We start from the raw sequence: 21,481 nt of genomic DNA, 5'->3' as shown, positions 1-21,481 counted from the left end.
TCAGTTGAGGCAAATCCAATAGGCCGCAATTGCCCACAGAAGCGGAAAGATATCCCAGGGAGGGAAGCGTCGGACTCAGGCGCTTATTTCGAGAGCCGTGCGCACTGATTGAATCAGTTCCGGAGGCGGGCACGGTTTCTGCAAAAACTTGACATTAAGACCGACGTACTCCTCCTCTGCCTCGGCCATGCCGGTGACCACGATTACCGGAACCACGGTGTTGATCCGGCGCAGCTCGCGAACGAAATCGGCGCCACTGGCTCCGGGCATGACGTGGTCAGTGACAATGACCCCCAGCCGACCGGAAAGGCCCGGGGAGCGGAGGATTGCCAGCGCTCCCTCTACGGTAGTGGCAATCGAAACCGGAAAACCGGCGTCGCGGAGGACTAACTCACGGATAGTCAACTGCGCTGGGTTGTCATCAATCAACAATACTTCGCGCAAACAAGGCTCCTGGACGGAAGGACCAACCGCCACAATTGTAACGTAAATCGTGTAGGTGCAGGCTCCGCAACCTGTTAAGCAGAACGATTCACTCGTTGGAGTACTTCGGCCTCGGCACGGACCCAGTCTTCCTGGTCGCGTCCGTGCTCACAACCACGCTGTAGAAACAATTCATAGGCGCGGGTGCGGATCGCTTCCTCTACGTTTCCATTGTTTCCATTGGATTTCCTTAACTCTGAATTCGGTTTGCGATTGATCGGGGTGACCGAGGAGGAATCGGTACGGGGTGCTCTTGCTTTGGCCATGTTGCAACTCCTATAAAAAGAAATATGGCCACAGCTCCAAAGTTGCTGTGCAACTAAAAACTGTTTGGCCGGTGAGTATGCGAATACTATAAACCGGAATTGCCGGAGAAATCCTGACATAGAAAATTTTTTTGTTGATCCTCTACTTAGGTTGGGAAGAGTTCAAATCGGGTAGCGAGTGTATGTGGTAGCGAACAAACGGGTTCTCGGAATCAAGCTTGAGCGAAGTACTGATTTGAACCGGCAAAAGGTTAAGGTGAGATGGTCGGCAACGTATGACTCAGTGAAAATCGTGTGATTCCGTAGGAGCATTGGTCACACGCAGCGGCAATACACGGTCGGCTTTGACGGAGATAACATTATCCAGGTTCTGCAATTTTCCCTCGATCAGCAAAAACTGCTCGCGCACCAGCAATATGCGGTTCTTTTCGAACAAATCTGGAGTAATGATGGCGTTGGCCACTCCGGTCTCGTCTTCCAGGCTGAGGAAAACAAATCCATGGGCCGTGCCGGGACGCTGCCGTGCAATTACGCCGCCGGCCACGCGTACATATTTACCGTTAGGAAGTTGTTTGAGGTCGATGGCCGCACGCACGCCCCGGGCATGCATTTCAGCGCGGTGGTACGACATGGGATGCGGTCCGACCGTCATGCCAGTGCCGCGAAAATCGGCCACCAGGCGCTCTTCATCGGTCATGCGCGCCAGGGGCGAAGAGGAAATTTGTTCGACAACACCTTCAAGCAGGGGGCCGGCGGGCCGCAACGCGCGCTCGACTTGCCACAGAGCTTCTCGGCGGTGAAGTTTCGAGTGCAATGCACCACGGAGACACGGAGGCACAGAGTTCTTTGGGTCGGAAACGTGAAACTCGAAACTTGAAACCTCTTCTGATGTTTTTATTGAATTGAGCGCTCCGATTTCCGCCAACAGCACCAATTCGTTTCGACGCAATTCGGGCACCCGCTGTACCAAGTTTTCTATGGAAGTGAACGGACGTTTTTGACGTTCGCGCACAATTCCCTGAGCAGCTTCTTCGCGTAGGCCTTTGGAATAACGGAGGCCAAGGCGAAGACAGTTTCGAGTTTCGTCTCCGTGGTGGATTGCACTCGAAACTGGAAACTGGAAACTCGAAACTTCTTCTATGGTGCACAGCCAATCTGATTTCATCACATCAATGGGCCTGATCTTCAGTCCGTGGCGCTGCGCGTCTTTTACGATGGTCGAAGGAGCGTAGAAGCCCATCGGCTGATTGTTGAGCAGCGCGGCAGTAAAGGCCGCCAGGTAATGGCATTTCAAATATGCGCTGGCATAGGCCAGCAGCGCGAAGCTGGCAGCGTGGGATTCGGGAAATCCATACAGCGCAAAAGAAGTTATTGAATTTATGATCTGCTCCTGCGCGTCGGGAGCAATGCCGTTGTGCTCCATGCCGCGGCGAAGCTTGACCTCGATATCGCGCATGCGAGCTTCCGAACGCTTGAAGCCGAAAGCGCGGCGTAATTCCTCGGCTTCGCCGCCGGTGAATCCCGCGGCAATCATTGCCATGCGCAGCAACTGCTCCTGGAAAAGCGGCACACCAAGAGTGCGCGCCAGCACCGGCTCGAGCGAGGGATGCGGATAAGTAATCTCCTCGCGGCCTTGGCGACGCTTTATATAAGGATTCACCATTTCGCCGACGATCGGGCCGGGGCGGATAATCGCCACCTGCACAACAATGTCGTAAAAGCATGCGGGACGAAGTCGTGGCAGGCAGGACATCTGCGCCCGGCTTTCGATCTGAAACATGCCGATGGTGTCAGCCTCACAGAGCGCGGCGTAAACTTCGGGATCGTTTGCCGGCAAGTGCGCGAGGTCAACTTCTTCGCCGTAGTGAGCTGGAATCAGATCGAGACAATCCTCCAGCACCGCCATCATTCCCAGGCCAAGGAGGTCAACCTTAATAATGCCCATGTCGGCGCAATCCTCTTTGTCCCACTGCACCACGACACGGCCGGGCATAGTGGCTGGTTCCAACGGCACAACTGAATCGAGCTGGCCCTGGCAGATCACCATGCCGCCGGAGTGCTGGCCCAAATGGCGAGGCAGATCTTGCACCGCGAGACACAGCTCGAAGTATTTCTGCATGCGGGGATGGCGAAGGTCGAAGCCGGCATCACGGAACTGGCGCTCAAGCGTGTCGTTCGGATCTTTGTATTCCCATGAGCCGACCAGGGGGGAAAGGCGATTGAGCGTTTCAGGATCGAAGCCCAGTGCTTTGCCCATTTCGCGCGCGGCCATGCGTCCGCGATAAGTAATGACGTTGGCGGTCATCGCGGCGCCGAGCTGGCCATATCGCTGATACACGTACTGGATGGCACGCTCGCGCTGGTCGCCGCTGGGCAGGTCGAGATCAATGTCGGGCCACTCGCCGCGCTCTTCAGAGAGAAAACGCTCGAAGAGCAGGTCCATGGCGACAGGATCTACAGCCGTAATACCGAGCGAGTAGCAGACGGCGCTGTTCGCGGCCGAGCCGCGCCCCTGGACCAGAATGCCTTGTTTGCCGCAGAAGCTAACGATGTCCCAGACAATCAAGAAATATCCCGCCAATTCGAGGCGATCGATCAGCGCGAGCTCGCGCTCGATCTGCCGTTTGGCGCGCTGGCGCATGTCCTGATCGGCGTAGCCGTAGCGCGCCCGAAAACCTTCTTCGGTGCGCTTGCGCAGGAATGACATCATGGTGTCGCCATCGGGCACCGGATAGCGCGGGAATTCATAGCCGAGATCGTTGAGCGTGAATTCGAGACGCGAAGAAAGCTCTGGGGTGGCGGCGATGGCCTGCGGCAGATCGGAAAAAAGATTTGCCATTTCTGCGGGCGTCTTCAGGTAACGCTCGGAATTGCGGGCGAGCAGCCGGCCGGCGGTCTCCAGAGTGCGATGGTTGCGAATGCAGGTGAAGACGTCGAGAATTTCCCGTTCTTCCAGGCTGCGGGTGCCATCGCCCACCCCGCGAACCCGCGCGCCATAGCACACGCCGTTGGTCGCGAGCAGCGGCAAGCCGAGCGACGACGCGATCTCAATAGCAGCCTGGTTGCGCGCTTCTTCTTCACGATGGAAATGCCGCTGCAGTTCTACATAGACGTTCTCGTGCCCGAAAATTTCGATTAGCTGCTCGACGCAACGGAGACCCTCGTCGATGCCGCCGCGGGCGAGAGCGTCTGCGAGGAGCCCTTGCTCGTCGCCGGTGAGGCAGATGAGGCCTTCGACATGCTCTGCCAAGTCTTTTTCAGAAGCAGCGATGACGTTTGGCGGAGAATCTTTTGGGCCACGCATTTTCATGCGCGTAATCAGTCGGCAGAGATTCTGATAGCCGGTGCGGGAAGCGACGAGTAACGGAAGACGGGGGAGAGTTTCAAGTTTCAAGTTTCGAGTTTCGGGTCGGGCTGGCTGTTTGTGAAACTTGAAACCTGAAACTTGAAACTGTGGTGAATAGGTTATCTCTGCCCCGATGTGCGCCCGCACGCCAAGCTTTTTTGCGGCCAGATGGAAGCGGGGCGCGCCATATACGCCATCGCGGTCGAGCAGCGCCATCGCCGACATGCCGAGTTCGGCACACATTCCCGCCAGTTCCTCGGGCAAGGAGGCGCCTTCGAGGAAGCTGAACGCAGAGCGGGAATGGAGTTCGATGTACATCAGTTCTCAGTTGTCAGTTCTCAGTAGCGAAGTTTCGGTTTCAGGTTTCCAGTTGTGAAACTCGAAACCGGAAACTGTTTAGTCATAGGTTCCCTCGACGAACCACTGCCCACTTCTCAGGTCACGATAGAGCCGGCAAAGCGTGACGCTATTTTGGTTGTGAACCGCGATGTCCCATTCCTCGCGGACCCAGGCATTTTCTGTCCACCAATCGCCAGAAGCGCGCCAAAGGCCAGCGGCCCACATGATTTCGCCGCGCAGGATTTGGTGCATGGTGACGGACAGCCGCACCGGGGCGCCGGCGTGCAGGATGACCGACGCGTGCAGCGGCGGTCGAAACACGCGCAGCGCAGCCATGGGAAACGGAGACGATGCTGGCTGCGGCGGATTTGTTTTGGGCGCAGCTGGAGCGAAGCTTCGCATGCGAAATGCTTCTGGCCTATGCGTGTCCAAAATTTCTGGCGCGCCGCAGCGACCCTCGCCTACCACACCGCTGATGCGCGCCAAAGTGAGCGCCAGCTTCTCCGGCTCCGGCGTGAGCGGCAGAAAAAGCCCAGTCTGCGCAGCGCGAGGTTTTACTGGCTCGGCCGACAACCAGATTTTAGCCACCGGGGCTCCCGGCGGATGCGACTGTAGCTCGAGCTGCAGCAGCTTTATGAAAGTTTTCGGGTTCAGCATCGGGACGGGAAAGTGGAGCGAGCGGTCATAAATCTCTTCACCACGGAGACACGGAGTCACGGAGAATTGTTTTTCTTGAGAACACTTTGGTTTCTCTGTGTCTCCGTGCCTCGGTGGTAAATTGATTTCATCGCTCAATCTCTCCAGTTCCATCTTTAAACGCAGCTGGTTGGTCGCGAGAGCGCGCGCGCCAAGACGTCCGCAGAGTTGCTCGAGCATACGATTGAGGATGAATGCCAGCGGCTCGAGCAGCGCCACCGGATACTCCAGCTCTACGGCTTCTTCAAAGTGAAGTGGCGGCTCGGCCAATGACAGCGTGCGCTTGGCAGCACCTCGTGCGAGTGTCTGCAGGCGAACGCCTTGCTGGCCCATGCGTTCGCTGAGCGGAATTTGAGGTAAAGCGGCGAGAGTGCGAAAGTTGCGCACTCCCCAGCGATCGAAAGTCTCTAGTATTTCGGACGGCTCGAAGTCGCCGGGAAATTGGCGAAGGGAGAGCAAAACCTCCAGCGGCAGATCGCCCAGCCGCTCTGCCTCTTTGCCGGTAGGAATGACGGTCACGCCGGGAAAGCCCCGGGCAGCGCAAATGGCAGCGTCGGGATTGGAAGCGACCGCCACAGTACTTTCCACGCCCAGATCGGAGGCGCGGCGGGCTAGATCGCGCGCAATCGCGGCCACGGGGCCGAACAGGCGTTCCAATCCGTCGAGGTCGAGCAGGACGGTGTCGTCAGCGGTGTCCTCAATGTTCGGCGAGAACGACTGCGCGCAGTCCAGCAGCGCGGCGTGCGCGGCAGCTTCCGCCAGCGGCGAGCGGCTACGCAGCGCTACTTGCGGACAAATTTCAGCCTGCAGCTTGGTCATTCCAAGTTCAACCCCGTGATCGCGGGCTGCCTGGTTCGCGGCGAAAACTTTTATTAATGGCGGGGTGCCGTGCAGCACCGCTACCGGCTGTTCACGTAACTGAGGTTCGGCGCGCACCACCGCCTCCACAGGAAAATCGGGAACGAAGATGCAAGCGAAAGACATTTTGACGGCAGTACTCAGTACCCAGTTCGCAGTTCTCAGTGTTCAACCTGCCCAGACTGTGCGAGCTTCGAATGCGATAGTCGCGGAGCGTACCGGTTTGCGCTGAATGCGGGCATGGACGACCTCCGCTTGTACGGGTATTCCGCGCAGGATTTGCGCATGCGCCGGCTGGTCCGCCGCAGTTTCCGATTGCTGAGTGACTGAATGCTGACTGCTGAATGCTAATGGCTGCGTCTTCATCGCATTCATTCTTAAAACCAGCGACGCACAAGTTTTCGCATAGGGCTCCTGCTCGAGCACCAGCAGCACGGTCGGAGTGTTTTCAACCGCGCGGCGAAAGCGAAACCATGAGGTCAGTGGGATACGGCGCGCGACCTGCGCCGGGATGTCACCTAAATCCACCACCACCATTCCGAAGCCGCCGCTCTGCAACAGCAGGTCGGTAGTCTTGAGGGTTTGCTCCAGGCATTTTTCACCGGAGCGTTGGCTAGAAGATCCGCAGCGTACCCACAACAGCCGCTCGAGATCGAGGCCGGCAGCCACGGCGGATTGGGGATCGAAGGCATCGCCAGCGTCCACCAGAGCGCAAATTTCCTGGCGTCGAGTAGCTCCGGCCAAAGACGCGAGCAGCAGGCTGGTTCGTCCGGAAGAAGTCGGCCCAAAAATTTCGGTGAGCGCGCCGCGCGGCAGGCCGCCAATTTGAGCGTCAAGTTCCGCGATGCCAGTGGGCACCAGTGCGGGGTCGGGCCTTAGCTTAAGGCGCGATGCAATGGTGACTCCGGTTGGGATTTGAATGACGCGAGCTGGTTTCGGATGAGGCGCCGGCTTGGTTAGAATTTCAGCAGTAAATGGCTGCGGGACGGCTACGGCGGATATGACGGCGGACGACATGAGGACCTCGGAATCGGCAACTGGAGCGGGTATCCGGCCAACGCTCCCAGGGGTGACGGCGGGAGTAACCAGGTACTTTCGCTTTTTATTCGCCTAGTAGGATTCTGCTCCTGGGAGGGCGGGTTGTCAAACCGATCCATTCTTCAATTTCCCAATTACCCGATTCCGCAATCAACCCGACGAATTGAAATAATTTATTCTGCTGAAGATGGAAACACCGCCTAAGAACAATCCAAAACCTGATTTGCGGCCTACGGAACGCTTTTCCAATCGGGTGGAAAACTACATCCGCTACAGGCCGGGATATCCGTCGGAGTTGGTGGATTGTCTGCGCCAGAATTGTGGCCTCACCCAAAACTCCAGGATTGCCGATGTGGGCTCAGGCACGGGCAAGCTGGCGGAACTTTTCCTCGAAAACGGCAACCGCGTTTTTGGGATCGAGCCCAACGACGCTATGCGGGAGGCCGGCGAAAGGCTCTTGTCCAAATATCCGAATTTCAGCAGCGTGGCGGCCACGGCCGAAGCCACTTCGCTTGAGTCCCAGAGCATGGATTTCGTCATCGCCGGACAGGCCTTCCATTGGTTCAATCGCAGCCAGGCGCGCCAGGAATTCGAGCGCATTCTGAAACCGCGGGGGTGGGTGGTGCTGGTATGGAACGAGCGGCTGACCCTGACTCCATTTCTTGCCGCCTACGAAGAGATGCTGCAGCGCTACTCAAAAGACTACGAACACGTGGACCATCGTCAGATCACCGGGCCGGTGCTGGCAGAGTTCTATCATCCGGGATCTTTTGCGTCGGCGATCCTGCCCAACCGGCAGCGCTTCGACTTCGCGGCTTTGAAGGGACGGCTCCTCTCCTCTTCCTATGTTCCGGTGGAGGGCGAGACAGGGCACGAAGAAGCACTACGCGCGCTTAGCGAAATTTTTGAGCGGCACGCGGTTGGTGGCGTAGTGGGGTTTGAGTATGAAACCAAGATCTATTACGGCCGGCTTGCCGCGTGGTGAGCCGCGTTGCCACACTTTTGTCGAACTTTTGAGCGCCGATCGGCCGCAACTGCTTTGTTATAATCACTACTTCTGAGCGGCGCTATCGTCTAGGGGTTAGGACGGAAGATTCTCAATCTTCAAACCCGGGTTCGATTCCCGGTAGCGCTACCAACTACCTCTTACGATCTCTCACTATTTTCAAACACATAGCTCTCAGCCTCGATTTGCCGGTCGCAGTGCGTATTCCTCAGTAGCAGTCAGATGGGGTGACAATTGGGGTGACAGTGCTAAAGCGAATGAAAAGAGAAGCGCATTTTCAGCCAGATGAGCGGAAACGCCGCGTGCGCCTTCGTGGGACGCTGGACGCAAAAGAATAGGGCTGATTAGGTTGTAAGCCTTGTCAGCCCTTCCTGGAGCCTACTGTAGCGCTGTGGTGCACTGTGGGAATGCCTGTATTTGATTTCTCTTCTGGTATGCCTGGAACTTCTCAAAGCCAGCAGCTACGTGCTGCTCGGATACGTGGATGTAGTAGCGCTCAGCAACGCTCGGGCTGGAATGTCCCATCAATCGCGCCAGGGCAAAGCGATCAACACCAGCCTGAGCAGCGCGGGTGCCGAATGTATGACGCCAGCAGTAGAACTCAAATGGCTCCAGACCGGCTTTCTTGGAGGCGCGTTCATGTGCGTGCTGGACAGTGATGAGATGGCCTGTCTGACCGCCGCCTGGAAAGACATAGGGCGAGCTGCCATTAGACTGTTGTCGCCGCTGTAGCACTTCACGTGCGCGATCTGTCAGCGGGATATTGCGGACGGCACTCTTGGTCTTGCCATCAATGATGTGGATGAAACCGTTTCCGGCATCGGGCGCTGGCTTAAGATGAACATTCTCCCATTTCAGCGGGAACAGTTCAGAGTTAGGCCGCAAGCCGCAGTCAACTCCCAGAATCGTCACATCTCGCAACGTGGATGATGCGACATTCAGATATCGTGCCTCCTCTGCAAAACTGAGGGTACGTTCGCGGCGTAGCTCTCCGGGCAGCTCGTGAATCAGGACGGGTCTGGTTATCAGTCCCCACTCAAAAGCCAGAGTAAGCATGCGGCGAAGTGTCCGCAATTCGCCATTGATGCGAGTAATTGAAGGATGCGGTGATTGTGACTGCCGCCAGCTTACGTATTTGGCGACGATCTCTCCTCAGAGATCGGGCAGCTTGGAATCGGCTGAGGCCGCCGGTGCTGAGGTTGTGCGGAGTGCTTCAGAGGCGATGGGACACGGACTGGCAGCCATATTGCCTGGCATCGGCCCTGCTGCTGCCAAAGCCGGTGAAGACATTGGAGCTGGCAAAACCGGCCAAGGACTAGGCGAAGCAACCGGACTCATTGGCTCAATCGTTGCTCCTGAGCTTGCAGGTAAAGTTACCAGTGCCGTTCTGCCGAAGAGTGCCAGCGCAGTTGACCGCGTAGTTGCAGCCACGAATCCACCCACCAAGACTGCTGGCGACTTCCTCCAGCACGCACAGAGCGCCGTCCCAGAATTGCAGAAGATGATTGATTCCGGCATGACATCGCCGCGTGATCTGGCTGGAGTCAAGCTGCTGACCGAACAAGCCGGAGAAAAACTAGAGAACACTTTCCAGTCAACGCTTGACCCTGTGCGAGATGTGAAGCTGGACACAACTCCTGTTGCTGATGCCATCGAGTCCAAGATCACGCGATACGTTGAACAGAAGTACCCCGATATCGCGGAGAAGATCAGAGAGAACGCTTCTTTCTACCGCGACAAGCAAATGACCCTTGGTGAACTCGATGATTTCCGGCGTGGCATTAACGGCGAACTGGAGAGCTTTTATACCAAGAACAATCTTAATCGAGCGGCTGCGCTGAAAGACCCAACCGTTGCTCATCAGGTCGCAGAAGCCGACGCCATCCGTGATCTGGAGTACAACACACTTCGGGAGCAGACTGGCGCTGACATGAAGTCCCTCAAGAGGCTGCAAGGCTCAATCCGCGATATTCATGATGCTGCTGAGGAGAACTTGAACAAGCTGACTCTCAGGGATGCACGGCTGCGCGGCCAGGTCATCACGACGAAATTCTGGGATGTTGCCAAGCACGTTATCTCTGTGCATCCCGTTGTCGGTATTCGACAGCTTGCAAGCAATCTGTTTGGTGGTGGTAGCTGGCAGCTCGATGCAGCGAACAGAGCCGCGAAGAGTGCGTTCGATGCCAACAAAGGAGCTGAGAGTGGTGTTGGCGGCGTACTGAAATCAACACTGAAACGCGGGGTTCAGGCTGCTCCTGCAACTGAGTCTCAATCTGATAGCAATGCTGCTGCGATTCTCAGCGGGAGTGCGCGCTAGAAGTCTGTCGCGTTACTAACGCGTCTTGCGGATTCTTGGGATTGTAGCGAATATGAAAGTCGCATCGCTCCTGCTCGGACACCCTAACGAGGTCTTTAACGAACCATTGATCTTTGTCCATGTACCCGGAGAACGTCCAGATGTCGTACTCACGTCCGTTTACGGTGTATCGGACGTCGTATTCCCCTCGGTACAACGGCAGACCATTCTCTCGCCCGTATGCAACGTAATAACGTACTACGCGACTGTCTACGATTGTGCAATCCTTGGCGACTGGCCACGAATCTGTGTTGCCAGCGATCACACCGTAGATAAGTAAAGCGACCGTTCCAAATGCAATAAGCCAGCCGATGAACTTTAGGCGGTGTCCATGTCTCATGTGATTAGGGCGCATCGGGATCGGCAGAGTAGCACCACAATTCTAAAGGAGTCCCACAAATGCAAGTAGCAATCAATTATGGGCAATATGAGTTCACGCCGGATGAAGTTTCACCTGAGCCTGAGCCGGAAACACCAGCCGGTAAGCCTCAGTACCGCAACACAGTCGGCAGCGAGGAATACCACTTCGATGCCTCTGCTGACGTTGCCAAGGCTCGGAAGGAAGATGCACGCGAGACGGCTGCTGGCGATGCTGATGCACGCGCACGGCACGCCGCACTCAAGCAGGATGGGTATATGGGCGCAACTGATAATGCCTAGCGCGGCACGCTCTGATTATAGGCAGCTTCGCCAATCATCCACAACATCCAAAGGAAAACAGTGATTACGATGAGAATAATTAGCGTCGCAACAGCGCGGCGCTTCCACCGGATTGTCGAGTTGCCTTCAGCCATTATGGATGGCATTGTACGACTGAGGCACTGCCCGAGTAACGCTTAGCGCTGGCGGGGTTAGCACTGGCCGCTGTTGTCACAGGTTTGTTGAGACCTGTGCTAATAGCGGCTTTTCTTTTGCTTCAGTTGATATTACTCTTGTTGCGCGGCGATTCCAGGAAACAGGAAGAAGCAAATGGGTTGGAGCAATGGAGCATTCTTCGGAGCGCGAAGACAGTTCAGATGGGCGCTGACTAACAGGTTGCGTAAATATGACAAGTACTTGAAGGCACAGAAGCCTCAGTCGAGCAATATTGGAACACTTTTCATGTTATTGCTTTCTTGCGCCTTCCCGCCATTAGCACTCGTTGTAGTTCCTTACCTTATTCATGACTACCACAAACGCTTGCGGATCGCTCAGAAGTTGTACGCGGCAGATCAAGCCGCAAAGGAGATCAAGAGAAGGCAACGACCGCAAAAGATCGTAGGCCGAAGCGTAAGACTTGATCAGCGGGAGAACGCGCAAACTCCAACCGCGTCAACGAATGCTATGGGACTACTAAGGCGGTTACTTAAGGATGACCCTGGAACATTCGCACGTTTGAACGAGTTGTCCCGAGCTGGCAAGTTCAATACCGAACAAGCGAAGCAGAAGATTGATGAGATTCTTCTTAAGCGCTGTGCAAGACCGGTTCGGGGGGAGCCCAGTCGGTCACTGAGAACCCGCGCCATCTACAAAGGTGAGTTCAGAGCTTGAGCATTGACGCGGGGTGCTATCTCCCGTTAGACAGCAGGGGGATTATAGAGCTTGGAAGATTCGCCCCCTTAAAATAAATCAGCGGCGTAGAAGACTGTGACTGACAGTGGTCAGTTTGATTTCCGGGGCGAGCGGGGTTTGCGATTACGAATATAGATCACGATAGCCAGGATACCAATGACAATTCCAAATGGCGCGAAGACGTTATCCCCTCGATAGTTCTGATAATGAAGCTTGCCCAGGCTAAGAGTTATCACACCACCAGCAATGACCAACACTCCGAATACCAGGTAGAACCAACTACCAGCTGCCGTTTGTTCTATTGGAGTGAATTGTGGAGGTTTCTTGGTCATTGTTCAACTTCTAGAACCCGCGCCCTCACCTGAACGCTCATCAGGCAAAGCAAGCGGGCGCTGTCAGCTTTGTGCTAGTTGACCGATATAGTGTAGCGCAGTTCGAGAGGACACCTGTCATGCGAGCACATACTGCTTGACAAATAATTTCTGTCTGCATACTCGATTCGCAACATCGCGCAATACAATGGATGTGAGGGTTTATGAAGATACTGACGGTTTATGAGGCAGACAGATTGCTTTACGGAAAGCCAGATCAAGAAGATGTATCAGCATTGTTCCAACTAACGGATGGAGAGTACAACGCCGGTGAAGTCCGAGCGATTATTGCCAATCACGCTGGCAGTGAATTGCTCTATCTAGCTGATGATGGCGAACTGAGTGTGCAAGTGGATGCTAGTAAGGGATACAAGATCAGCAGCATGTCTCGCGGCTAAACGGTGTGATGATTCGCCGCTATATCGAGCTATGCTTACCCCCGAGTGTCAGCAATGTCACCAGTGTCACTAGATTGGGGTCAGGGCGCGTGAAATGGCGGGAAAGTATAGCGATTATAAACCATTACGGCTCAGATAGTTACAAAAATATTTCTGTTGAAATCCAGCTACTCTGGATTCTAGTATTCGGGCTGAAACAAAACGGGCAGCGCCAATACCGCGAGTACTGACACTGCCCTAACCAAATTAGAAAGGAGTGCTTTCCAATATGGCTACACAAACAGTATCAAATAATGACCTGTCGCACCCAGAGCCGTATGAAATAGACCGGCTCTACAATCGAGTAAGGCTCATCAACTTCACCCAGACTCTCTCCAGGGCTACTGTTCAGCGGATATTCTTCGCTGTGCTACAGACGGAGAGCGACCAGGAACATACTCGCCACGGGTATAGTCTGGTGTTCAAGCCGACGAAGTGGGAATCTATCAGGGACGTAGAAAGACAGTTCTTCTTTACCGGCGTGCGCCTTGGCATCCCCGTGGAGACCGCATTAACAGTCGAAGGGGAGTTGCTAATCCGCTATATGCCACGGCAGGCGCTCACCAGTCGGCTCATCTATTACGGCATGCGCTTGTGGTGGTACTGGAACGGGCCAGGGCTGCTTGAACACTGTCCAATTTATTCTGACTGAGGGTTGAGTCCCTGTCGAGCTTGGGGCTGGTAGGGCAACCTGCTGGCTCCTTTCTTATGGGCTAATGCCTAACAATAAGCAGCGCAGCAAGGCCAACCTGAACGAGTCCTATAACGATCAGTACTCCGGTTAGAACGATTAGGACAGTGTTCAATCGAGTGCTTGTCTGGTTCAGATCATCAAGAATGTCGCGGTTGTAGAGCATCAGCTTCAATAGATCAGTGTCAGCACCTGAAACGTGGGACTGCGTCTTTAGTGCAGAGCGAATTTGTTCCAAATCCTGTTTGGCTACTTTGCCCGTATCAGAAGCTGCTGCCATGGCGTAGTAGGAGCCATCAACCGTCTTTGGCCCCAAATCGCTCCAGCAATGCACAGTGCTGAACCGAGGAACACAAGCAACATAGGGGCAGAAACATAGTGGAACATCTTTGCGTGGCTCCTTCCCGGCATAGGGCAGAATTGTACCCCTTGCTCGGGTGCTAGGCACTTGGCCTTGGACACGCGGCACCCCGGCGAGTCCTGCACCCCTTCATTTCTGGCCGAGCAAAGAATGCTTTGCTACCAATTGCTATGCAGAGCGTGACTACTGTGAGATTAGTGCAAGACTACTGTTTGGGGTGACAGTAGGGGTGACAGGGGTGACAAAGTACTCTGTAACGTATTGAGAACACAGCAAGCGTGTGGAGATTCTCAATCTTCAAACCCGGGTTCGATTCCCGGTAGCGCTACCAACCCTCTCCTGTCATCACCTGCTACTTCTTGCAATTCCCCCGCATCGAAAAATGGCTCACGCCACATCGTGTCACCTGGTGGAGCACAATGGCGCGAGGTATGGGGCACAGTTTGGGGCACAGTCGCCGCCCAAATGTAATCAGGCCGTGCTCGCGGTCGGACTCATCGTCGGTATCATCCGGAGTTCTCGCGAGTAATGCGGCCTTCATCGAAACTGGAGCATAATGTGTTTGCATCACATTCACGTGAATAGCAGTGGGACGAGGCGTGCTTGGCAGACAAGCCCCAGAGAGACAATGGTGCAAGGTTCGAAGAACTCGTCCGTGCAGTGCGCGACTTGACCGTACGGATGCAGCGACTGGAGCGGCAATTTGAAAACGAACTCGCCCACACAACGGAGACACCCCTACGTGAACCGGCTCACGTTCCAGGCCCGAACTCGTCGGTATCGCGGGGCGGTTCGCTAGAATCGCACATCGGATCACAGTGGCTGAACAGAGTCGGCGTGGTAGCCATCCTAGTCGGCGTTTCCTATTTGCTGCGTTACGCATTTGTGAGTGAGTGGATCTCGGCAGGCGCGCGAGTTTGGCTTGGAGTCTGCGCAGGTATCGGCGTCATCCTGATCAGTGAGTGGTTCCGGGCACGCGGTTACCGCGTGCTCTCACTGTCTATCAAGGCGATTGGCATCGGTGTGATCTACCTGTCTTTATGGGCGGGATTCCAACTCTACCAAGTGCTCTCCGGTCCTAAAACCTTTTTGGGATTGGTAGCGCTCACGGTTTTGACTGGTGTTCTGGCGTTTCGGGAATACGCAGAGATACTGGCCACATTGGCTCTCATCGGCGCTTTCACGACGCCTTTACTGATCTCAATCCCGTCCCGCGAGGGACATCTATTCTTATACCTCGCTATTCTGGACTGCGCCACAGTAACGGTCACGCTGCTGCGGGGCTGGTCGAAGCTGCTTGCGGTTAGTTTCCTGGGAACCGTGCTGCTGTACATGGTTTGGTATTTCGAGCGTTACAGGCAGGCTGAATTAGTTTTGACTATAACTGCAGCTACAGTGTTCTTCGTCCTGTTCTGTGTCGGGACTACGTGGATTCGCCCTGCGGCTTCTCGCGGTGCACTATGGATTCGGCCGGTGTTAGGGGTGGCGAATCCCGCGCTTTACTTTATCGGGTTGTACCTATTGCTGCATCACCTGAGTCGTGGCGCGCTAGCCTTAGCAGCGCTCGGCCTGTCCGCCCTGTATTTTAGGTTTGCGTGGAAGGCGCAGCACAGTGCAAGTTTCGGCGCAACCAGCTTAATGCCTGTCTACGGTGGTTTGGGTATCAGTTTCGTGGCCATCGCCGTCGCTCTTCTTGTAGAGGTTCAGTGGCTCTCTTTGGGCTGGTTCTTGACTGCAGCATTCGTAATGGCAATCGGCTTTTGGCAAGATTTGTCCTGGCTTCGCTGGGGCGCACTGCTGCTCATGTGCGTAGCAATCGTAAAAGCATTCGTGTATGACATTTGGAGACTTGGCCTAGGATACCGGACCATCAGCTTTATCGGATTGGGAGCTCTCTTACTCGTCATATCATTTGCGTACCAGCGACACGGCTTCTCCTTAGTTTCCAAAATCGGAAAAGACCCAACTTCCCGACTGCGGTAAAGATCTGCCGGCCCCTTGCTGGTGAACGCCGCCTTGGCCAACCCGAATCCGGATACCAACAATGCAGTCCTCGTTGTCGACAGCGAGCTCAGCGTTAAACGGCAGCCATAATCCAGTCTCACGAATTTTCGGTTTAGGCGCTGAGCGAACAATCTGCGGGGTGCCTTGCCGTTCACGGCGATTCCATCTCTCCCGTCGCCTGCTCCTCCGCCGCCGCTCACATCCGCCTACTCCTTTTTCCCATCAAGGCGTAGCACGAAAGCACAGTGCGCGTGCTACTGCCGTGACCTATGGTTCCGCCGGACCCGGGCATAACATTATCCCAGGGACATGAAGGTTCTAATCATTGCATCTGCGCGACGGGAGCGGCGTCTTCTGCGGGAGGAAGCCCTTGCCGCGGGTCACCAGGTCACGGTGTTAGAGCGCAAAGTGGGCTGGTTTGGACGACGCACAAAACGCTTTCGCAAAGTTGAAGGCGATGTCCGCAATGCGGCCTTGCTCACCCCGGCGATGACTGGGCAGGATGCCGTGATCTGCTGGTTGAAACCGAGGCGGAAGACGACGACCTTCTTGTGGGAAAGCACGGCCAACGTGGTGCGGGCAATGCAGAAACATCGGGTGCGACGCCTGATTTGTGTTTCCGTCTGCGGCGCGGGCGACAGCCGGGGTCACTGCGGATTCTGGCGCGATCGCATTGTGCAGCCGCTGTTTCTGAGGAAAGTATATGAGGACCGGGACCGCCAGGAAGAATTGGTAAGCGGCACGGATTTGGACTGGGTGATTGTTCGCCCTGCCAAAATTACGGGCGGAAAGGCTACCGGCCAGTACCTGATGATCACCGACCTGAAGAATTTCAAGGCCAGCAAGATCTCGCGTGCTGACCTGGTTGAATTTCTTAGCCAGCAATTGACCAACGATTTTTATCTGCGACAGGCGCCGGTCATCACCTACGGCCAATAGCCGCCGCTGCTCCACATAAATTCAGGATGAGGTGCGAAGCTGAATTTCGGCGCTGACAGTAGCTACTGGCAGCGTAAAGATAAATGTCGAGCCATGGTTCAGGGTGCTTTCCACGCGGATGCTGCCGCCGTGTGCCATCACAATGTGTTTGGCGATAGCCAGGCCGAGACCGGTCCCCCCAGACTCGCGCGAGCGGGCCTTGTCCACCCGATAGAAACGTTCAAAAAGACGTGGCAGATGTTCGGAAGAGATTCCGCGGCCGAAGTCGCGCACATAGAACTTAACTGCCCCGTTTCCATCCTGGGCCCCCAACTCGATTTGCCCACCCGAGCCGGCGTATTTCACGGCGTTATCAATCAAGTTACCGAGCACCTGCTGGATGGCATCCACATCGGCCATCACCATGGTCTGCGTGGATTGCTGAATCTCGATCTGTACTCCGGCGGATTTTGCCGCCTCTTGAAAACTTTCTGCAGCCTCGCGCAGAAGTTCGGCCGCGGGTTGCGGCTGCAGTGCGAATTCGGTCTCTCCAGATTCAACCCGTGCCAAGGTCAGCAGGTCCTCCGTTAAACGAGCCATGCGGGAAGCGTTTTTGCGGATGATTTCAAGAAATTCGCGAGTGCTGCCGTTTGTCCCGGAATCAAGCAGGGTCTCCGTGTAACCCTGGATCGAGGTGAGCGGAGTCCGTAGTTCGTGGGAGACATTGGCGATGAAGTCGCGTCGTGTCTTCTCCACGCGCTCTACTTCACTCAAGTCGTGGAGCACCGCCACGGCGCCACCCCCGGACATAGGGGCGGCCGCTACATCAAAGATTCGTCCGGGGACCACGGCAATAGCCCGTGAGCGGCGGACCTCACGAGTGCGCAGGACTTCATCCACAGCCCGAAGAAAATCGGGGTCCCGCACCGTCTCCACCATCAGCGAGCCTATTCGGACGCGCCCCACAAGACGCTCCATAACACCGTTCGCCCATGCGACACGTCCATCGGGCCCGACGGCCAGCACCGCGTCCTGCATGCTGTTGAGCAGTGTCTCGAGCTGCTTTCGCCCAGTTTCCAGAGCGGCGAAGCTTTCTTGCAGGCGCGCTGCCGTGCGATCGAGAGCATCCGCCACATGGGCAATCTCATCCGACCCAGCTTCGTCAATGCGTGCGGTCAGGTCACCCGCCGCCAACTTTTCTGCAAAAGCGACAATCCTGTGTAACCGGCGTGCCAGCCCGGCGGCAATCAGCGCCGCCAGCACGGTCGCGATCAGCACACCCAGCACTGAGGCCAGCAGCAAAGTCAGATGTATATGGCGAATTCTGGGGCGAACTGATTCCCAGGGGTACGCCAGTCGCACCGCGCCTCCGCGAACGGGTACGGCTACATACAAAAAAGGAATGCCTAGGGTGCGGCTCACCCGCTGCGAGTTGCCGATTTGGCCGTGCAGCGCCGCAACGAACTCGGGACGCGCAGCGTGGTTCTCCATTTTGGATGGATCGGCACTCGTGTCGGCGAGCACGCGCCCACTGGCATCGATGATCGTGGCGCGGGCATCAGCCGCTTGCGAGACTTCGTCAGCGATCTGCTGAAGGGAACGGCGGGTACGCTCGCGTTCGACTGCGTCCGCGAACAGCTTGGTCTTCTGGGTTAGCGTAATCTGAAGTTGTTGCTGAAGGGAACTCTCCCATGCTTTGCGGACAGTGAAGTCGAGGGTCAAAGTGGCCGCCGCAATCACCAGGAGGAAGGCGCCGAGCAATTTGAAGAAGATGCGGCGCTTCACATCGCCCCCGAGTAGTTCTTCACTTGGGCACCTCGAAGCGGTAGCCGGCTCCACGTACGGTTTTCAGAAAACGAGGGTTTTCCGGATCGCGCTCGATCTTCTCGCGTATGCGACGTACATAAACGTCAACCGAGCGCGGGGTGACGTAGTGCGTGTCGCGCCATACCGCATCGAGCAGCTGGTCACGTGTGAACACGCGGCCCGAATGGGTGGCCAGGTACTCCAGGAGCCTGAACTCTGTAGCGGTTGCCGGGACCCCCTTGCCGCGTACCGTCAGGAGCATGGCGCTGGTGTCAATTTCAATGTCATTGAGCCGCAGCATTGCGGGTTGCAAAGGATGCTCGAAGCGGCGAAGTACGGCTTTGACGCGCGCGACCAACTCCCGTGGGCTGAACGGCTTAGTAATATAGTCGTCCGCTCCCAACTCGAGACCGAGAACGCGGTCCGACTCGCCGGTTTTAGCCGTCAGGAAGATTACCGGAGTAGGCGCGAGAGCGGCGGATTGCCGAATACGGCGGCAGAGGTCGAGGCCGTCCCCCCCGGGCACCATGATGTCCAATAGCAACAGCGCGGGCCGTTGCTTTTCGGCCTCCGCTAGAACGGTGGCGGCGCTTGGAAACCAGCGCACCGCGAATCCAGCCGCTTCTAAATTATGGCGCACCAGGCGTCCGATGTCGGCGTCGTCCTCAACCACAAAGATCGTGGGCTTCACAACCTTATTGTAGAGGCTCTGGGCAAGAACACGGGAATTCTCCGAAATAGGGGTCAATAAACTGAGCTTCTTCGCACTGCGGGCTGTCATCCAATAGCTGTTAATCGCCAGCCCCCATAAACTACAATGCAAAGTCGAGCCTGGCCGTGGCTGATGTGAACCGATCTATCCGTCGTTCAGGTGGAGGAAGATGACACCCCAGAGCGTGAACACCGTCGAGGAGCGAAGAACTGAAAAGGGCGCAGCAATACCGCAAGGCCAGCCGCTCGGAGACGAACTGGATCGATTAGCTGTAAACACCATTCGCTTCCTGGCCGTGGACATGGTGGAGAAGGCACACTCGGGGCATCCCGGGTTACCGCTGGGTGCGGCTCCCATGGCCTATGTACTGTGGGACCGTTTTCTCCGTCACAATCCGCGCAACCCGCGCTGGTTCAATCGCGACCGCTTTGTGCTCTCGGCGGGACACGGCTCGGCGTTGCTGTACGCGCTACTTCACGTGTACGGGTACGACATGCCCATGAGCGAGCTCCAGCGATTTCGGCAGTGGGGCAGCGCAACCGCGGGTCATCCGGAATACGATCTCGACCGTGGTATTGAGGCCACTACCGGGCCACTGGGGCAAGGTTTCGGCATGGGGGTGGGCATGGCGCTTGCCGAAGCCCATTTGGCCGCGCGCTACAATCGCGAAGGACTTCCGGTAATTGACCACTACACCTATGCCATCTGTTCCGACGGTGACCTCATGGAAGGCATTGCGTCGGAAGCGGCGTCCCTGGCGGGAACGTTGGGCCTGGGAAAGCTGATCTATCTTTACGACAACAATAAGATCTCTCTGGAAGGTCCAACCCCGGTTGCATTCACAGAAGATGTCTGCGAACGCTTCCGCGCCTACGGCTGGCACGTACTGACAGTGGATGACGGCAACGATCTCGAGGCCATTGACGCCGCCATCAGATTGGCCAAATCGCAGAAGCAGCGTCCGTCGCTGATTTCGGTCCGCACTCATATCGGTTATGGCAGCCCGGTGCAGGACACCGCGACCGTCCACGGCGAAGCTCTGGGCCCGGAGAACGTAAAAAAGACCAAAGAAAAGCTGGGTTGGCCTTTGCAGCCTGAGTTCTACGTTCCGGACGAGGCACGAGAGCACTTCCGCCGAGCCGAAGAACGCGGTGCGAGGTTGCAGTCTGAGTGGAACACGAAATTGCAGGAGTACCGGCGGCGCTTCTCATCGGAAGCGGCGGAGCTGGAACTGGGAATAAAAAATGAATTACCTTCGGGCTGGGACACTGACCTGCCCAGTTTTCCCGCGGATCCAAAAGGTGTGGCCACGCGTGATGCCTCTGCCAAAGCCTTAAACGCGATTGCCAAAAAAGTGAGCGCGGTTTTTGGCGGTTCCGCCGACCTGAATCCCTCGACCAAGACCAAGCTGGTTGACTACGGAGATGTTGCCCCCGGACATTATGAAGAGCGAAATGTCCATTTCGGAGTTCGCGAGCACGCCATGGGCGCGATGGTGAATGGAATGGCGCTGCACGGGGGGATTATCCCGTATGGAGCCACATTTCTCATTTTTTCCGATTACATGAAACCTGCGCTGCGCATTGCTGGTCTGATGAATGTGCACTCCTTATTTGTGTACACCCATGACAGCATAGGCCTTGGAGAGGATGGACCTACTCACCAGCCGGTAGAACAATTGCTTACTATGCGGGCGATTCCGCACATGACAGTATTGCGTCCAGCCGACGCCAATGAGACGGTGGGCGCTTGGTGGGTGGCCATGCAGCGGCGTGGACCGGTTTGCATGGCATTTACCCGGCAGAAGCTGCCGGTGCTGGATCCGAGTCGGTATCCCACGCGCGATAGTGTCCGGCGCGGAGCTTACGTGCTGGCGGATGCCGAAGGTGGCAAAGCACAAATAATTTTGATCGCCACCGGCTCAGAGGTGCATCTGGCCTTAGCCGCACGGGAACAACTCGCTAATCAACAGGTTAAAGCACGAGTGGTCTCCATGCCCTCCTGGGAATTATTCGATGAGCAGCCTGGCGAGTACCGCACCCAGGTGCTGCCGGCCGACATCCCCAAATTAGCAATTGAAGCTGGGGCGAAATTAGGTTGGTGCAAATACGTCGGCGACCATGGAGATGTGATCGGATTGGATCGCTTCGGTGCATCGGCGCCAGGCGAGGTAGTGCTGGAGAAACTCGGATTCAACGTGAACAACGTCGTGAGCCGTGCCCAGGCGTTGTTGAAAAAATAG

At 56.2% G+C, this 21,481-nt stretch carries 19 protein-coding genes and 1 tRNA gene; 9 read left to right on the top strand and 11 right to left on the bottom strand.

The annotated features are described in order from the left end of the window. Positions 1-75: 75 nt before the first annotated feature. The 5 genes from VFA76_02000 to VFA76_01980 all read right to left on the bottom strand — a co-directional run bounded on the left by VFA76_02000 (position 76) and on the right by VFA76_01980 (position 7,005). Positions 76-444: a response regulator gene (locus VFA76_02000; GenBank protein HZR30612.1), complete on the bottom strand. Its 369-nt coding sequence runs from the start codon at positions 442-444 to the stop codon at positions 76-78. A 74-nt stretch (positions 445-518) separates the two neighbouring features. Further along, positions 519-749 (bottom strand): DUF2934 domain-containing protein, encoded by a 231-nt coding sequence (locus tag VFA76_01995; protein HZR30611.1) that lies wholly within the window; start codon positions 747-749, stop codon positions 519-521. 280 nt (positions 750-1,029) lie between these two features. After that, a complete protein-coding gene (locus VFA76_01990) occupies positions 1,030-4,413 on the bottom strand; it encodes an error-prone DNA polymerase (protein ID HZR30610.1) in 3,384 nt (1,127 codons plus the stop codon). A gap of 78 nt (positions 4,414-4,491) precedes the next feature. Further along, on the bottom strand, positions 4,492-6,114 hold the full coding sequence (locus tag VFA76_01985) for a DNA polymerase Y family protein (protein ID HZR30609.1): 1,623 nt from the start codon (positions 6,112-6,114) through the stop codon (positions 4,492-4,494). 42 nt (positions 6,115-6,156) lie between these two features. Further along, positions 6,157-7,005, bottom strand: coding sequence for a hypothetical protein (locus tag VFA76_01980; protein ID HZR30608.1), 849 nt, complete (start codon positions 7,003-7,005; stop codon positions 6,157-6,159). 208 nt (positions 7,006-7,213) lie between these two features. Here VFA76_01980 and VFA76_01975 point away from each other — a divergent pair, with 208 nt between their 5' ends. Together VFA76_01975 and VFA76_01970 are read left to right on the top strand one after the other, a co-directional pair. Further along, positions 7,214-8,011, top strand: coding sequence for a class I SAM-dependent methyltransferase (locus tag VFA76_01975; GenBank protein ID HZR30607.1), 798 nt, complete (start codon positions 7,214-7,216; stop codon positions 8,009-8,011). Positions 8,012-8,089: 78 nt separating this feature from the next. Continuing rightward, positions 8,090-8,164: transfer RNA gene (locus VFA76_01970), tRNA-Glu, on the top strand. 246 nt (positions 8,165-8,410) lie between these two features. Here VFA76_01970 and VFA76_01965 read toward each other — a convergent pair. Beyond that, positions 8,411-9,088, bottom strand: coding sequence for a site-specific integrase (locus VFA76_01965; protein ID HZR30606.1), 678 nt, complete (start codon positions 9,086-9,088; stop codon positions 8,411-8,413). A 445-nt stretch (positions 9,089-9,533) separates the two neighbouring features. On the opposite strand from VFA76_01965, the gene VFA76_01960 reads away from it, so the two are divergent. Next, positions 9,534-10,349 (top strand): hypothetical protein, encoded by an 816-nt coding sequence (locus VFA76_01960; protein ID HZR30605.1) that lies wholly within the window; start codon positions 9,534-9,536, stop codon positions 10,347-10,349. On the opposite strand, the gene VFA76_01955 is transcribed toward VFA76_01960, so the two are convergent. Then, positions 10,330-10,728: a hypothetical protein gene (locus tag VFA76_01955; protein ID HZR30604.1), complete on the bottom strand. Its 399-nt coding sequence runs from the start codon at positions 10,726-10,728 to the stop codon at positions 10,330-10,332. The genes VFA76_01960 and VFA76_01955 overlap by 20 nt on opposite strands. Positions 10,729-10,787: 59 nt before the next feature. On the opposite strand from VFA76_01955, the gene VFA76_01950 reads away from it, so the two are divergent. Further along, positions 10,788-11,048, top strand: coding sequence for a hypothetical protein (locus VFA76_01950; protein HZR30603.1), 261 nt, complete (start codon positions 10,788-10,790; stop codon positions 11,046-11,048). A 980-nt stretch (positions 11,049-12,028) separates the two neighbouring features. On the opposite strand, the gene VFA76_01945 is transcribed toward VFA76_01950, so the two are convergent. Next, positions 12,029-12,271 (bottom strand): hypothetical protein, encoded by a 243-nt coding sequence (locus tag VFA76_01945; protein ID HZR30602.1) that lies wholly within the window; start codon positions 12,269-12,271, stop codon positions 12,029-12,031. A 203-nt stretch (positions 12,272-12,474) separates the two neighbouring features. Here VFA76_01945 and VFA76_01940 point away from each other — a divergent pair, with 203 nt between their 5' ends. Next, entirely contained in the window at positions 12,475-12,708 is a 234-nt protein-coding gene (locus VFA76_01940; protein ID HZR30601.1) for a hypothetical protein, read from the top strand. A 268-nt stretch (positions 12,709-12,976) separates the two neighbouring features. Next, a complete protein-coding gene (locus tag VFA76_01935) occupies positions 12,977-13,399 on the top strand; it encodes a hypothetical protein (protein ID HZR30600.1) in 423 nt (140 codons plus the stop codon). A gap of 61 nt (positions 13,400-13,460) precedes the next feature. Here VFA76_01935 and VFA76_01930 read toward each other — a convergent pair whose 3' ends face one another. Beyond that, positions 13,461-13,754 carry a hypothetical protein gene (locus VFA76_01930; GenBank protein ID HZR30599.1) on the bottom strand — a complete coding sequence of 98 codons (294 nt, stop codon included), beginning with the start codon at positions 13,752-13,754 and terminating at the stop codon, positions 13,461-13,463. 648 nt (positions 13,755-14,402) lie between these two features. Between VFA76_01930 and VFA76_01925 the strand changes: the two genes are divergently transcribed. After that, positions 14,403-15,782 (top strand): DUF2339 domain-containing protein, encoded by a 1,380-nt coding sequence (locus VFA76_01925; GenBank protein ID HZR30598.1) that lies wholly within the window; start codon positions 14,403-14,405, stop codon positions 15,780-15,782. Positions 15,783-16,112: 330 nt separating this feature from the next. Continuing rightward, complete coding sequence (locus tag VFA76_01920; GenBank protein HZR30597.1) at positions 16,113-16,742, top strand: NAD(P)H-binding protein; 630 nt, start codon at positions 16,113-16,115, stop codon at positions 16,740-16,742. 21 nt (positions 16,743-16,763) lie between these two features. Here VFA76_01920 and VFA76_01915 read toward each other — a convergent pair whose 3' ends face one another. Both VFA76_01915 and VFA76_01910 read right to left on the bottom strand, forming a co-directional pair. Then, entirely contained in the window at positions 16,764-18,506 is a 1,743-nt protein-coding gene (locus VFA76_01915; protein HZR30596.1) for an ATP-binding protein, read from the bottom strand. 19 nt (positions 18,507-18,525) lie between these two features. Further along, positions 18,526-19,218, bottom strand: coding sequence for a response regulator transcription factor (locus VFA76_01910; protein HZR30595.1), 693 nt, complete (start codon positions 19,216-19,218; stop codon positions 18,526-18,528). A 190-nt stretch (positions 19,219-19,408) separates the two neighbouring features. Between VFA76_01910 and tkt the strand changes: the two genes are divergently transcribed. After that, a complete protein-coding gene (gene tkt / locus VFA76_01905; GenBank protein HZR30594.1) occupies positions 19,409-21,481 on the top strand; it encodes a transketolase in 2,073 nt (690 codons plus the stop codon).

The sequence above is a fragment of the Terriglobales bacterium genome (assembly GCA_035651655.1).
Classification (GTDB): Bacteria; Acidobacteriota; Terriglobia; order Terriglobales; family Acidobacteriaceae; genus DASRFG01.
This window is presented reverse-complemented; position numbering and strand designations above follow the sequence as displayed.

What these genes read in the sequence shown, in the direction of transcription:
- VFA76_01995 (HZR30611.1), bottom strand. Translation starts at nt 749, where the DNA reads ATGGCCAAAGCAAGAGCACCCCGTACCGATTCCTCCTCGGTCACCCCG.
- VFA76_01990 (HZR30610.1), bottom strand. Translation starts at nt 4,413, where the DNA reads ATGTACATCGAACTCCATTCCCGCTCTGCGTTCAGCTTCCTCGAAGGC.
- VFA76_01985 (HZR30609.1), bottom strand. Translation starts at nt 6,114, where the DNA reads ATGTCTTTCGCTTGCATCTTCGTTCCCGATTTTCCTGTGGAGGCGGTG.
- VFA76_01980 (HZR30608.1), bottom strand. Translation starts at nt 7,005, where the DNA reads ATGTCGTCCGCCGTCATATCCGCCGTAGCCGTCCCGCAGCCATTTACT.
- VFA76_01975 (HZR30607.1), top strand. Translation starts at nt 7,214, where the DNA reads ATGGAAACACCGCCTAAGAACAATCCAAAACCTGATTTGCGGCCTACG.
- VFA76_01965 (HZR30606.1), bottom strand. Translation starts at nt 9,088, where the DNA reads ATGCTTACTCTGGCTTTTGAGTGGGGACTGATAACCAGACCCGTCCTG.
- VFA76_01960 (HZR30605.1), top strand. Translation starts at nt 9,534, where the DNA reads ATGATTGATTCCGGCATGACATCGCCGCGTGATCTGGCTGGAGTCAAG.
- VFA76_01955 (HZR30604.1), bottom strand. Translation starts at nt 10,728, where the DNA reads ATGAGACATGGACACCGCCTAAAGTTCATCGGCTGGCTTATTGCATTT.
- VFA76_01950 (HZR30603.1), top strand. Translation starts at nt 10,788, where the DNA reads ATGCAAGTAGCAATCAATTATGGGCAATATGAGTTCACGCCGGATGAA.
- VFA76_01945 (HZR30602.1), bottom strand. Translation starts at nt 12,271, where the DNA reads ATGACCAAGAAACCTCCACAATTCACTCCAATAGAACAAACGGCAGCT.
- VFA76_01940 (HZR30601.1), top strand. Translation starts at nt 12,475, where the DNA reads ATGAAGATACTGACGGTTTATGAGGCAGACAGATTGCTTTACGGAAAG.
- VFA76_01935 (HZR30600.1), top strand. Translation starts at nt 12,977, where the DNA reads ATGGCTACACAAACAGTATCAAATAATGACCTGTCGCACCCAGAGCCG.
- VFA76_01920 (HZR30597.1), top strand. Translation starts at nt 16,113, where the DNA reads ATGAAGGTTCTAATCATTGCATCTGCGCGACGGGAGCGGCGTCTTCTG.
- tkt (HZR30594.1), top strand. Translation starts at nt 19,409, where the DNA reads ATGACACCCCAGAGCGTGAACACCGTCGAGGAGCGAAGAACTGAAAAG.